At 36.8% G+C, this 13191-nt stretch carries 11 protein-coding genes; 9 read left to right on the plus strand and 2 right to left on the minus strand.

Annotated features, from left to right (window positions below):
- Window positions 1-71: 71 nt before the first annotated feature.
- From ftsW to purF, 9 genes are all read left to right on the plus strand, one after another.
- Window positions 72-1154: a putative lipid II flippase FtsW gene (gene ftsW, locus DW114_RS09555; protein ID WP_117453522.1), complete on the plus strand. Its 1083-nt coding sequence runs from the start codon at window positions 72-74 to the stop codon at window positions 1152-1154.
- Window positions 1155-1223: 69 nt separating this feature from the next.
- Window positions 1224-2309 carry an undecaprenyldiphospho-muramoylpentapeptide beta-N-acetylglucosaminyltransferase gene (gene murG / locus DW114_RS09560; protein WP_117453523.1) on the plus strand — a complete coding sequence of 362 codons (1086 nt, stop codon included), beginning with the start codon at window positions 1224-1226 and terminating at the stop codon, window positions 2307-2309.
- Entirely contained in the window at window positions 2306-3208 is a 903-nt protein-coding gene (gene murB, locus DW114_RS09565) for a UDP-N-acetylmuramate dehydrogenase (RefSeq protein WP_117453524.1), read from the plus strand. The genes murG and murB overlap by 4 nt, the downstream gene beginning before the upstream one ends.
- Complete coding sequence (locus DW114_RS09570; protein WP_117453525.1) at window positions 3196-3984, plus strand: cell division protein FtsQ/DivIB; 789 nt, start codon at window positions 3196-3198, stop codon at window positions 3982-3984. Before murB ends, DW114_RS09570 begins: the two co-directional genes overlap by 13 nt.
- Before the next feature lie 83 nt (window positions 3985-4067).
- Complete coding sequence (locus DW114_RS09575) at window positions 4068-4427, plus strand: Asp23/Gls24 family envelope stress response protein (RefSeq protein WP_117453526.1); 360 nt, start codon at window positions 4068-4070, stop codon at window positions 4425-4427.
- Between the two features lie 10 nt (window positions 4428-4437).
- On the plus strand, window positions 4438-6069 hold the full coding sequence (locus DW114_RS09580) for a DAK2 domain-containing protein (protein ID WP_117453527.1): 1632 nt from the start codon (window positions 4438-4440) through the stop codon (window positions 6067-6069).
- 321 nt (window positions 6070-6390) lie between these two features.
- The gene (locus tag DW114_RS09585; protein WP_117453528.1) at window positions 6391-7602 is read left to right on the plus strand and encodes a glutamine synthetase family protein; all 1212 of its coding nucleotides are present in this window, start codon (window positions 6391-6393) and stop codon (window positions 7600-7602) included.
- 31 nt (window positions 7603-7633) lie between these two features.
- Entirely contained in the window at window positions 7634-8206 is a 573-nt protein-coding gene (locus tag DW114_RS09590; protein ID WP_117453529.1) for an ANTAR domain-containing response regulator, read from the plus strand.
- A 4-nt stretch (window positions 8207-8210) separates the two neighbouring features.
- Window positions 8211-9614: an amidophosphoribosyltransferase gene (gene purF / locus DW114_RS09595; protein ID WP_117453530.1), complete on the plus strand. Its 1404-nt coding sequence runs from the start codon at window positions 8211-8213 to the stop codon at window positions 9612-9614.
- Between the two features lie 64 nt (window positions 9615-9678).
- Here the strand turns inward: purF and DW114_RS09600 are convergent, their stop codons facing one another.
- Together DW114_RS09600 and asnA are read right to left on the minus strand one after the other, a co-directional pair.
- On the minus strand, window positions 9679-11766 hold the full coding sequence (locus tag DW114_RS09600) for a glutamine synthetase III (RefSeq protein WP_117453531.1): 2088 nt from the start codon (window positions 11764-11766) through the stop codon (window positions 9679-9681).
- Between the two features lie 160 nt (window positions 11767-11926).
- The gene (gene asnA, locus DW114_RS09605) at window positions 11927-12934 is read right to left on the minus strand and encodes an aspartate--ammonia ligase (RefSeq protein ID WP_117453532.1); all 1008 of its coding nucleotides are present in this window, start codon (window positions 12932-12934) and stop codon (window positions 11927-11929) included.
- Between the last annotated feature and the right edge of the window lie 257 nt (window positions 12935-13191).

A 13191-nucleotide genomic window follows, 5' to 3' on the forward strand; every position in this document is an offset into this window, starting at 1 on the left:
TTTACATGAAAAAAGTAGAAAAACTACTTTTTTTTTGCTTTTTCGCATACACTTGGATGAGGTGGTTTCTCATGTTCAATAAAAAAAGCAGACGACTAACAATTGAGATATTAATACTGGTTGTGATTGGTGTCATCATGGTTGGCAGTAGTTCTCGTGTATGGGCACATGCAAAATTCAACGATTCCATGTATTTTATGAGCCGTCAGGCAGTGTTTGCGTTGATTGGATTCTTTGTGATGTGGATGAGCAGTAAAATATCTTTAACAAAATTAAGAGGACATGCGAAAATCTTCTTTATCATTTGTACAGTTGCATTATTGTTGGTTTTAATACCGGGCTTAGGTGTACAGCGAAACGGATCACGAAGCTGGTTTGGGGTTGGGTCATTTTTGATACAGCCATCAGAATTTTTCAAAATCGCCATCATCTTATATGTCGCAGATCATCTGGCAAAACGCTATCGTATCAAAACGTTTAAAAAAGATTTAATCTTTCCATGTTTTTTGGTAGCATTAGGCTTTGGATTAATTCTTCTTCAGCCGGATTTTGGCAGTGGAATCGTTATGGTATGTTCTATTGTTGTTATGGTGCTGGCCGCAGATTCACCAATCTCTTATTTTGTGAGAGTAGGAATGCTGGGTGTTGCGGGATTGGGTGGTTTAATATTATCTGCACCTTATCGACTTGCCCGTATCACATCTTTTCTGGACCCATGGAAAGATCCATTAGGTGCAGGATTTCAAATCATACAATCTTTATTTGCGATAAGTCCTGGCGGCATCTTAGGTGTTGGTTTTGATAACAGTATGCAGAAGCATTTTTATCTTCCAGAGCCACAGACTGATTTTATATTTGCGATATTTGCGGAAGAATTTGGCTTTATCGGATGTGTGTTTTTGATTCTGCTATTCCTGCTAGTTATTTATGAAGGTGTAAAGATTGCGAAAAACTGTGTGGATCCCTATTTATGTTATGTAGCGATAGGATTGATTTCATTGTTCGCCATTCAGGTAATGATCAATTTAGGCGTTGTTGTCGGCTTATTTCCAGTAACGGGCATCACACTTCCATTTATTTCCTATGGTGGAAGCTCGCTTGTGGTTATGATGGGAAGTATGGGGTTACTCGCCAGTATTGCGAATGAAGAGTAATAGAAAAACACAAAAAATACTAACGGAAATACAAGATACATGGTATAATAAAAAACAAGGAGTGATGAGATGAGAATGCTGATTGCCACAGGTGGCACAGGGGGACATATTTATCCTGCCCTGGCGTTAGCGGATGCTGCCAAAAGTCAATATAAAGATATAGAAATTCTATTCGTAGGGAACGATGATCGAATGGAAAGTGAAGTGGTACCTGCACAAGGATATGCATTTCGTGCACTGCATGCCAGTGGATTAGTAGGCAATCCAATGCAGAAGGCAAAAGCCATTCTGTTAATGATGAAGGCTTATCGAAAGGCACTTCGCATCATAGACGAGTTTCAACCAGATATTGCGATTGGATTTGGAGGTTATGTCAGTGCACCAGTCATGCTTGCTGCACATAAACGCCATGTAAAAACGATGATACATGAACAAAATTCTATTGTTGGTGTTTCAAATAAAATGGTCGCAAAAAAGATGGATGGAATCGTTATTTGTTATGAAAAATGCTATGAGGAATTTGGCAGAGAACATACTCGTCTGCTTGGAAATCCTCGTGCAACAAGTGCAATCAATGTAAAATTTGATGCACAATATTTTACATCATTGGGCTTATCAATGGAAAAACCGACTATTTTGGTGGTTATGGGATCTTTGGGTAGTACCAGTGTAAACGAAATTATGAAGGATGCACTTCCACAGGTTGATGAAAAATATCAGATTCTTTTTGTGACAGGAAAGAACAATTACAAAGAAATCAAGGCAAGTGTTCATCAGAAAAATATTATTGTTGTTGATTATGTGAAACAGCTGGAAATTATGGAACATGTTGATTTGATCGTATGTCGTGCTGGGGCGACAACAGCCGCAGAAATTACGGCATTAGGGACGCCAAGTATTTTAATTCCAAGTCCATATGTTGCACATAACCATCAGTTTTATAACGCTTCAGTACTGGTTGATCAGCATGCTGCATTTATGATTGAAGAAAAAGATTTGAATGCGAATACGCTGAAAGAAAAAATCAATCAGATTATGGGTAATCGTGAATTACAAAAAACGATGAGAGAAAACGCTTTGTCTTTAGGGAAACCAAACGCAAGTTCGGATATATTGGCATGGTGTGAAGAAATGGTAAAGGTGAAAGATAAATGATATTAGAGAAACGCTTACAGGCTTATGGAGATGTAGAAAGTAATATCTCGTTAAGCAAGAAAACGACTTTTCGTATTGGCGGGAACTGTAAATATTATATTTATCCAAAAAGTGAGTTGGGCTTACTTAGAATATTGGATATCCTGAAAGAAGAACAGATTCCTGTAAAAATATTTGGCAAGGGAAGCAATATCCTGTGTAGTGATGATGATTATGAGGGTGCAATCATCAATTTAGACCGTTATTTTACGGATAGCTATTTTGAAGAAGATGGCACCGTTGTTGCTCAGGCTGGATGTAGTACTGTATTGCTGGCTCATGAAGCAATGAAAAATTCCTTTAGCGGACTTGAATTTGCAAGTGGGATACCAGGAACCATTGGTGGAGCAATCTTTATGAATGCTGGTGCATATAAGAGTGATTTTTCACAGATTATTGAAGAAGTATATGCTTTAAAAGATGGCACAATTGTGAAAATCCCAAAAGAAGAACTTGATTTTCACTATCGCCACAGTGATTTCCAGGTACACCGTGACTGGATTATTTTAGGAGCACGTATGAAATTACAGCCTGGTGATCAAAAAGAAATTCGTGATTTAATGGATTCCCGCAGAAAGCGTAGAATGGATTCACAACCACTGGATAAGCCAAGTGCTGGCAGTATGTTTCGTAATCCTGAAAGTGCACAGGCTTGGGAATTGATTGAAAAAATCGGTTTTCGTGGTAAGAAAATCGGTGGTGCAATGGTGAGTGATAAACACGCCAATTTCATCGTTAACGATGATGGGGCAAGTGCTAAGGATATCAAAGAACTGGTAGAAATGATTCAAAAAGAAGTCAAGGAACGATTCGGCATTGATTTGATAACGGAAGTTGAGCGCTTTAATTGGAAGATATAAACGATTTATTATATAACGATGTCGAAGCCAAGTTTCTTGCCTTGCAGAATAAAAAAAAGAAACGTAAAAAAAGACGCAGAAAGATTCGTCTGATTGTTTTATCCGTCTTATTGCTGAGTGGAGCTTTGTATTTTACAAGTGATTCCAGTAAGGTAAAAAGTCTGGATGTAAATGGCAATTTGTTTTACACGAAAAATATGGTATTGAAGAAAGCAAATCTTTCTTATAATACCAGATACATAGTCATGCCAAAGCTGTATATTGAATATAAACTGAAACAGGATGACATGATAAAGGATGCAGAGGTAACAAAAGCTAACGGATCCATTCATATCCATATCAAAGAAAAAACAAGTATAGGATATTTCGTGAAAGATGAAAAAAACTATGTATTGCTGGAGGATGGATCTACTAAAGAAATCACACAGGATAATCTTTCTGTTATCGCAAACTTTCCTTTGATTGATGGTTTTGACGACAAGCAGTTAGTAAATCTGGCAAAAAGCTTTGCCGTGAAAGACCGTGAAGTATCACAAGAAATGATATCCATGATATCTGAAATACACCCGTATAAAGCAAGCTATGATGCAAACATGGTAAAACTTGTTATGCAGGATGGAAACTTTATATATACGGATTATGCTTCCATGCCATTGTTAAAGGATTATAAGGAAGTGGTATTGAAAAATATCAAAGAAGGGAAAAAGAAACGTCTTTGTGTAGTGATGGATGATGCTACAGCAAACATTCATACAGAAGATTGTTCGTCATTTTAACCTAAAAATCATGGATTTCATATAGATTAGTTGGAATTTCTAAGGTTATTTGATATAATAACTAAGATGTAAGGAGGAATATTATGTCAATCTCTAAAAGTACACAGTATGGAAATATCAATATTTCTATCGATGCAATCGCATCTTTGGCTGGTGGTGTCGTAAGCGAATGTTATGGTGTTGTTGGAATGGCAAGCCAGAAGTTTGTAAAAGATGGAATTGCTGAATTGCTGGGAAAAGAAAATTACGCAAAAGGTGTCGTTGTCAATCAGAAAGATAACGCATTGGAACTAGATTTATACATTATCGTTTCACATGGAGTGAAGATCAGCGAGGTCGTTCATGAAGTACAGGAACGTGTTAAATATACATTGGAAAAATCATTGGAACTGGACTTTGAAAAAATCAATGTTTATGTACAAGATGTGAAAGTAATGAAGTAGGTAGAGCACTATGGAAATAATTAATGGACAAATATTTAAGGATATGCTGGCAAGCGGAGCAAATCTGTTAACCAACAAATTCAGTGAAATCGACGCATTAAACGTATTCCCTGTTCCAGATGGGGATACCGGAACAAACATGTCATTGACATTTAATGCTGGTGTAAAAGAAGCACTTGCATGTACAAGTGATGATGTATGTGAAATCGCAAAAGTATTATCAAAAGGATTATTGATGGGGGCACGTGGTAACTCAGGTGTTATCACATCACAGATTTTCCGTGGTTTGTATCAGGGTGTTGATGGTATGCGTGAGATCAATGGTTTCCAGCTTGCCAATGCGCTTGTGACAGGAAGTCGTGTTGCTTATAAAGCCGTTATGCGTCCAGTAGAGGGAACTATTTTAACAGTTGTACGTGAAGCAGCGGATTACACATATGCTTATGCGACTTCTACAGAAAATGTAACTTGTTTACAGGTTATGGAAAAAATGTTAGAAGAAGCAAAAGAAAGTTTGAAACGTACACCAGAATTATTGCCTGTTTTGGCAGAAGTTGGTGTTGTGGATAGTGGTGGTGCTGGTTTAGTCACAATTTTTGAAGGATTTGTTTCCGCATTAAAAGGAACAGTTATTCAGAAAGAAGAAAGTACAGGTACCAGTGAAGTTGCCGGCGCTGGAATGGAAAGTGAAGAATATGGTTATTGTACAGAATTCATTATCCGTTTAAGTGAACATGCACAAATGACTTTCAAAGAAGAAGCATTACGTGACTCACTTGCTCGTATTGGTAATTCTATCGTATGTGTTCGTGATGATGATATCGTAAAAGTACATGTTCATACTTTAACACCAGGAGATGCTTTAAATCTTGGACAGCGTTATGGTGAATTTGCAAAATTAAAAGTTGAAAATATGCAGGAGCAGCATGAGAATATCATGATGAATGCGACTGTAGAAAAGGTTGAAGAAGAAGAAAAACCTAGATCTAAATATGCAATCATTACGGTTGCTGCAGGAGAAGGCTTAAAAGAGATGTTTACAGAATTGCGTGCTGATTATGTCATTAGTGGTGGTCAGACGATGAATCCTTCTACAGAAGATTTTGTAGAAGCTGTTCATAAGGTAAATGCAGATAATATCTTCATTCTACCAAACAATTCTAATATTGTACTTGCTGCTCAGCAAGCCGCAACTGTTTGTGAAGATCAAAATATTCATGTGATTCCAACAAAGACGATTCCTCAGGGATTAAGTGCTTGTATTATGTTTAATCCAGATGTTGATTTCGATATGAACTTATCTGAAATGAGCGATGCTATCGAACTTGTGAAAACTGGTCAGGTAACATATGCAATCAAAGATACAACATTTGAAGGAATGGAAATCAAAGCTGGAGAGTTTATGGGTATTAAGGAAAAAGATATTGTTGTATCTCTTCCTGATAAAATGGAAACAACGCGTCAATTAATTGATACCATGATAGATGATGACAGTGAAATCGTGACATTGATCTATGGTGAAGATGTAAAAGAAGAAGAAGCAAATGAAATTGTATCTTATATCGAAGATAAATATGATGTTGAAGTAGAAGTAAATAATGGGGAACAACCAGTTTACAGCTTCATCATTGGTGTAGAATAGTATAGTACACAATACAATTAAGTATTTAATAAAAGCCTGAATAGTTCAGGCTTTTTGTATTATTAGGAGAATATTATCAACGTTTGAAACGAATATGTTTGATTTCTCTTCTTTCGCATCATGTGTTGCATTCGTTCAGATAAAGCTGTAAATAGGAAAATAGTTTGGTCATAGGATTGTAAAAAAGTAGTAAAAAAAATTTGACACAGAAAGCATAATTCTGTAAAATTAGTGTATCGAACAAAGGCGTTCAAAAGAGGAAACATAAAGTGTTTTCGTATTTCTTTGACGCCTTTTTTTCGTAAAAAAGGAGAAATGCTTATGGTTACTACAGAAAACGATATGATGGATTTTATTGAAGAATATGATGTGAAATTCATTCGACTGGCTTTTTTTGATTTACTTGGAAGGCAAAAAAATATTTCCATTATGCCTAATGAATTGTCTAGGGCATTAACAACAGGTATGAGTTTTGACGCATCCGCGATAGATGGATTTAAGAGTATTGCGGATTCAGATTTATTTTTGGTTCCTGATATTTCTACTCTGGCAATTTTGCCATGGCGACCTCAAAGCGGCAGAGTGGTACGCATGTATTGCGATATCCGTTATTTAAATGGTGAAGCTTTTGAATTGGATTGCCGTAAGATTTTATATCGTACATTAAGCAAATACCAGGAATCAGGTTATGAATTCATGGCGGGTACAGAATGCGAATTTTATTTATTTTTACGGGACGATGATGAAAATCCTACAAAAGTACCTTATGATCACGCTGGATATTGTGATATCGCACCTTTGGATAAAGGTGAAAATGTGCGTCGAGAAATCTGTCTAGAGCTTGAAGAAATGGATATCATCCCTGAAAGCAGTCATCATGAACATGGACCTGGACAAAATGAAATTGACTTTAAATTTGATGAAATTATGAGTGCCTGTGATAATCTAATGACATTTAAGAACGTCGTAGATGTTGTTGCATTACAAAATGGTTTAAAGGCGGATTTTTCACCAAAACCAATGGCAGGGGCTGCGGGGAACGGATTACACCTTAATCTTTCCTTATATCAAAACGGAGAAAATTTATTCGTAGTTTCTGAAGATACATTGCATGCATTTATCGCTGGTATTTTATATCATATACGAGAAATTACAGCCTTTTTAAATCCTATGGAGGAATCTTATGATCGTCTTGGAAAAGATAAGGCACCCAAATATATTGCATACAGCAGGAATAACCGGTCTGCTTTAATACGTATTCCAGCAGCTGATCAGCATCATACCAGAATTGAACTACGTTCGCCTGATCCTATGTGTAATCCTTATCTGGCTTTTACACTTTTGGTGGAAGCAGGTATGGATGGAATTAAACAACACATGCATGTAGAGGAAGTTAAAGGCGATATATTTGAACATCATGAATTGTTGCAACAGCTGCCGAATACATTAGCGGACGCAAAGAAAATTGCAAGAGAGAGCTCCTTTGTCAAAAATATTCTACCACAAGATATCATCGACTGGTATTGTCGCTAGACATATGCTATGAAAAAGGGGTGATAGAAAAATGATACGGATACTGATTGTTTCCAATAGTAATAAACTAAGTGATTATTTACGCAAGTTTTTATCAATTGAAGAAGATGTAAGTATGACTTTTTGTACAAATGCTTCTAAAGCACGTCGTCTTTTTCTGGAAAATTCATACGACTTGATTATCATTAATTATCCCCTGTTAGACGAAAAAGGATACGCTTTATGTTTTGATATAAGTGAAAAAAGTGATGCAAGTATATTGACGTTGATACAAAATAGTGAGATTGAACTTATTCAAGGGCGTATGGAAAAGGCTGGTATTATGGCCATTCCTAAGCCTGTACATCCCACTGCTTTGTATCAGGTATTGAAATTTGCGATATTGACACATCGAAAACTGGAAAAGATACGTAAGGATAATGGAAAATTAAATCATCGTATAGAAGAAATTAAAACCATTAACCGGGCAAAGTGCCTATTAATGGAGAATGGGAAGATGAGTGAACAGGATGCCCATCGTTTTCTTGAAAAGAAGGCAATGGACACACAACAGACAAGATTACAGATTGCAAATGCTGTCATACGAAGATATCATAGGAGATGAGAAAATGGAAGAATGGAATGAAGATGTACTGCATGAGGAATGTGGCGTTTTTGGAGTATATAAGGATAAAGATGCGGCATTTCTTACATATTATGGCTTACATGCGTTACAGCATCGTGGACAGGAAGGCGCAGGAATCGTAACAAGTGATGGCATGCATATGAAAATAAGAAAACGTCGTGGATTGGTGAGTGAAGTATTTCATGAAGAACATTTAAAAGATCTACAGGGAATTCATGCAATTGGCCATGTACGTTATGCGACAGCAGGTGGCAGTGAGCTGGAAAATGTTCAGCCTTTGTATGCAAAGCTGTTGAAGGATGGATTTGCGGTCTGTCATAATGGACAAATCATTAATGCGCACAATTTAAGAAAAAAACTGGAAGCAGAAGGTAGTATTTTTCAGGGCAGCAGCGACAGTGAAATTATTCTGCATCTGATACAAAAAGCAAATGGTACGTTTTTAGAGAAGATTAAGGAGGCGTTTTCCCAGATCGAAGGTGCATTTGCGGTATTGGTATTAACAAAAGACAGCCTTTATGCAATCCGTGATGCAAAAGGACTACGCCCTTTGTCATTTGCCTCATTGAATGAAGGTGTCTGTGTCAGCTCAGAAACATGTGCATTTCAAGTGACGAATGCGGATTATATTGATGATGTAGCACCTGGTGAAATTATTGGATTTACACCAAAAGGCATGATTCGTACACATTATACAACGGCTTGTGATCACCATATGTGTGCAATGGAATATGTTTATTTTTCAAGACCAGATAGTGAACTGGATGGTATCAACGTACATAATGCCAGAAAGCGATCTGGTATGATTATGGCAAAACGTGATAAAGATATCCAGGCGGATATCGTTGTTGGGGTTCCTGATTCTTCTACTTCTGCTGCTATTGGATATGCAGAGCAAAGCCGTATACCTTTTGAACTTGGATTGATCAAGAATCGTTATGTAGGGAGAACATTTATCAAGCCAACCCAGGAACAAAGAGAACGTGGTGTCAAGATGAAGTTATCCGCTGTACGTTCGATTGTAGCTGATAAAAATATTGTTTTAATTGATGATAGTATCGTTCGTGGGACTACCAGTAAACGAATCATACAATTACTGAAAGAGGCAGGTGCTCATCAGGTACATGTTAGAATCGCAAGTCCACCTATCTGTTTTCCATGTATATATGGTGTGGATACATCGTCTTATGAAGAATTGATATCGGCGCGCATGAATGTAGATGAATTATGTGCGTATTTAGGTGCTGATTCTCTTCGCTTTTTGGATATTCATGATATGAAGGAAGCGTTTCATACCGAGAAATTATGTTGCGCATGTTTTAATGGGGCATATGTGACAGATTTATATGATTATCAATCTATTATAGAAAGAAAACCAAAAAAGTAAAAACACATCATTACGATGTGTTTTATTTAAATATTAAGGGAAGTTTATGTGTAATTCTTGATAACTAAAAGCTGTATAATAAGTCGCCATAAGTTGGGAATGGCCAGTAAGATTTAGCACAAATACGCTCTAATGCATCCGCACCTTCTCGAAGGACAGCCATGGCTGGCAGGATGACATCCCGATTATAATTGGCGATTTCCTGATTTGATGTAAGCTCATCACGATGTGCAATTGCTTCATCCAATGCAGTATACCCATGATATAAATCTTTTATATAACTGCTTAATTGTTTTATAATCGCTTCTTCACTGCTTGTGTCTATATCTTTTGAAACCATACGTTTTTGAAGGACCTCATCGGATAAATCTTTACTGTATTTTAAAACAGCTGGTAAAATCTGAGTTTTCGCAATTCTAGACATTGTTAAGGATTCAATACGGATGACCTGATTGTAATTAGATAATCCGATTTCATAACGGGCTGCCACTTCGACTCGTGTATAGACTTTGTGTTTTTCAAATAATCGCAAGTTTTTTTCATCAATATAATGAGGCAGGGCATCTGCTGTTGTCTTCAAATTTAATAATCCACGCTTTTCAGCTTCTTTGACCCATGCATCTGTGTATCCATCTCCATTGAAAATGATGCGTTTATGTTGATGGATGGTCTGTTTGATCAACGCATGCAAGGCAGTTTGAAAATCTTCTGCTTGTTCAAGTTGATCGGCAAACTGACAAAGTTCTTCTGCGACAGCTGTATTTAATATGACATTGGTACAGGCAATGTCTTTATTGCTTCCTAACATACGGAATTCAAATTTATTGCCTGTAAAGGCGAAAGATGATGTACGATTACGATCAGTGGTATCCTGCTTGAATTCTGGCAGGGTATGAATACCGATTTTCATAACAGCTTTATCTTTATCACGATAAGGAACACCTTGTTCAATAGAAGATAAAATATTGCTTAATTCATCACCTAAGAAGATGGAAATGATTGCAGGTGGTGCTTCGTTGGCACCTAAACGATGATCATTTCCAGCACTGGATACAGAGATCCTTAACAAATCCTGATATTCATCAACCGCTTTGATCACAGCGCACAAAAATAATAGGAACTGAGCATTTTTACTAGGTGTATGACCAGGTGCCAGCAGGTTTTCTCCTGTATCGCTCGCAATAGACCAGTTGTTGTGTTTTCCACTGCCATTCACGCCTTCAAATGGTTTTTCATGTAGTAAGCAGACCAGATCATGACGATAGGCTGTTTTTTTCAATATCTCCATCGTCAGCTGGTTATGATCACTTGCGACATTGACTAATGTAAAGATTGGCGCAAGTTCATGCTGGGATGGTGCTACTTCGTTGTGTTGTGTTTTCGCCAAAATACCTAATTTCCATAATTGTTCATTTAGATCATCCATAAATTCTTTTACTTTTGGTTTAATGACACCAAAGTAATGATCATCTAATTCCTGTGTCTTTGCCGGTTTGTTGCCAAATAATGTTCTACCAGTATAAACCAGATCTTTTCGTTTAAAGAACAGATCTTTTTCAATTAAGAAATATTCCTGTTCAGGACCTACCGTAGTAATTACACGATGAACCTGATTGCCAAATAGTTTTAATACCCTTCTGGCAGCGTGATCAATCACTTCCTGGCTTCTCAATAACGGAGTTTTCTTATCTAAAGATTCTCCATTATAGGAACAGAAAATCGTAGGGATACATAATACATTATCCTTGATAAAGGCATAACTTGTTGGATCCCACGCAGTGTATCCTCTTGCTTCAAATGTTGCACGTAACCCTCCACTTGGAAAGCTGGAGGCATCGGGTTCACCCTGAATCAGTTCTTTACCACTGAATTCCATAATAATTTTATCATTGCCTTCCGGTGTAATAAAGGCTTCATGTTTCTCTGCTGTGACACCTGTCATTGGCTGAAACCAGTGTGTATAGTGTGTTGCGCCTTTTTCAATTGCCCAGTCTTTCATGGCATTCGCAATGACATTTGCGCTTTCTTCATCTAATGTCTTATCTTCATATAAACATTGATGATAAGCTTTGTATGTAGCTTTTGGCAGCTTTTCTTTCATCACGGTATCATTAAATACCATAGAACTGAATAATTCACTGATGTTATTCATACAATTCCTCCTTGTTTCTTAACAAATGAAAAAGGTGCTGATAGGAGTTTGTTTCCATATCAGCACCTTTGCCGTTTGTATGGTAATAGAATATGCTGATTTAGATAGATTGTCAAGTATAAAATGAAATATTTTCTGAAATAAATGTAAAAAATGTGAGTTATAGTAAGGGAATGTTTGCCTCTTTACAGCCTTTTATTGTTTGATCATCCCATAAAGATACCTGTACTTCACCAATATGTGCTTTTTCTAACAGAAGCATACAGATACGGGATTGCCCAATACCACCACCTATGGTACTAGGTAATACATCCTCTAATAAGAGCGTATGGAATGGAAGTGCCATTCGTTCTTCACAACCTGCTTTTTTTAACTGTTCCATTAATGCTGTTTTGTCTACACGAATGCCCATAGAGGATACCTCAAATGCTTGTTGGAGTGTTTCATTCCAAAATAAAATATCTCCATTTAATTTCCAGTCATCATAATCAGGAGCTCTGCCATCATGTTTATTGCCTGATGCTAATACATCACCAATTTGCATAATAAAAGCAGTTTTATACTTTTTCAAATAGGCATCTTCTCGTTGCTTTGGCGTTAAGCTTGGATACATATCTTCCAGCTGCTGGCTTGTTATAAAGCTTACATCTTTGCTTAGAGTCGTTGTTAATGTAGGATATAAAGCTTTCATTGCTGTTTGTGTATCACAGATAACTGCAACTATTTTCTTTACATATTCTTTTAATGTGTCAATATTCCTGTCTTTTGAATCAATGATTTGTTCCCAATCCCATTGATCAACATAGATGGAATGAAGATTGTCCATAACTTCATCTCTTCTGATTGCATTCATATCGGTATACAGACCTTCACCTACACTAAATCCATACTGATATAATGCCATACGTTTCCATTTCGCAAGAGAATGTACAATCTGTCCTGTGGATGTATCTTCTTTGATATCAAAGGATACTGGACGTTCGATACCATTCAAGTCATCGTTGATGCCTGTATCCGGGGATACGATCAAAGGGGCAGAAACACGTTTTAAATGTAATGCATCCTGTAACCCTTTCTCAAATGTATGCCTTAAAATACCAATGGCTGTTTGTGTATCATAAAGGGTCAGTTTTGGTTGATATGCTTTAGGTACGATTAATTCACTCATGTGTATAAACACTCCTTTCAATAAAAAAACAAAGGCGCTGATGGAATTTGATCCAACAGCACCTTTGCTTTACGAGAGTGATTATTGCATAGGGAAGTACTTTTGTCAAGAAAAGTTTTAAGAAAAATGAAAGAAAAAAATAAATTTGCATTTTCTTTCATATTTTTCAAAAAACTATTGACGTTTCGATATTCTTATTGTAAAGTAATGTGCGAACAAAGACGTTCAATATTAGATACTTATGCTTATGGTATCTT

It is taken from the genome of Absiella sp. AM09-50 (assembly GCF_003433845.1).
In the GTDB taxonomy this organism is placed as follows: domain Bacteria; phylum Bacillota_I; class Bacilli_A; order Erysipelotrichales; family Erysipelotrichaceae; genus Hoskinsella; species Hoskinsella hominis.